This window comes from Ruminococcus sp. RTP21204st1_B2_RTP21204_210225 (genome assembly GCF_040914135.1).
Classification (GTDB): Bacteria; Bacillota; Clostridia; order Oscillospirales; family Ruminococcaceae; genus Hominimerdicola; species Hominimerdicola aceti.
Genome location: NZ_JBCPGA010000124.1, coordinates 1 through 1,130 on the forward strand (window position 1 = coordinate 1; position 1,130 = coordinate 1,130).

The following is a 1,130-nucleotide window of genomic DNA, read 5'->3' on the forward strand; positions in this document are numbered from 1 at the left end:
CAGGACGCAGAGATGGTCACAGCACAGGGCAACGGAACACTTGCGGGAGCAGTTTACGGACTGTACAAGGACGGCGAGCTTGCCGATACCTATACGACCGATGAAAACGGATATTTCAAGACAAAAGAGTATGTCTGCGGAAACTACACTGTTCAGGAAATTTCGCCAAGCGAGGGCTATCTGCTTGATGAAACAGTTTACTCAGTTGGTGCAGAAGCTGAGAATTATTTCATTGAGCATAACCCACTTTCTATGACAGTGACTGAGGACGTTATCAAGGGAAATATCGCAATGATCAAGCATTCCGATGACGGCTCTACTCAGATAGAAACTCCCGAAGTGGGAGCTGAATTTGAGGTGTATCTGAAATCTTCGGGGTCTTATGCAAATGCTGTTGAAACAGAACGTGATTACCTGACGTGCGATGAAAACGGATTTGCACAAACCAAGGATATGCCATACGGAATTTACACCGTGCATCAGACCAAGGGCTGGGAAGGTACTGAGTTTATGGCTGATTTTGATGTGAAAATTTCGGCTGACGGTCAGACCTATCGCTACCTCATCAACAATGCAGAATTTAAAAGCTATATCAAGGTAGTAAAAGTGGATTCCGAAACGGGAAAAACCATTCCTTACGAGGGTGCAGGCTTTGAGATCTATGATTCAAACGGTCAGAAGATCTCAATGACTTTTGCATACCCTACCCCAACCACAATCGACACTTTCTACACAAACAGCGAGGGCTATCTGATCACTCCCGAAGTTCTTCCCTACGGTGAATATTCGCTTGTTGAGGTTCAGGCTCCTGTGGGTTATGTTCTGGACAGTACGCCTGTGTCTTTCACAGTTTCTGCTGATAACGCAGAGGAAGAAAATGCCCTGACGGTTATTAAAGTCCGCAAAGAAAACACCGCTCAGAAAGGAAAAATCAGCGTTCGGAAAACAGGCGATATTTTCACAAGCGTGGCAACGGCTTCCTCCGCATACACCAATGAAAACGGTGAAATGATCGTGAATCCAACAACTTACACTCCCGTGTTTGCAAGCGGAAATCTTTCCGGCGCAGTATTTCAGGTGATCGCTGTAGAGGATATTGTTACGCTCGACGGTACAACAAGAGCTTATGC

The 1,130-nt window shown here is 45.8% G+C and carries 1 protein-coding gene; it reads left to right on the top strand.

The features are described 5' to 3' along the window. A partial coding sequence (locus AB5123_RS14405; protein WP_368365010.1) for a collagen binding domain-containing protein occupies positions 1 to 1,130 on the top strand: 1,130 nt, incomplete at both ends.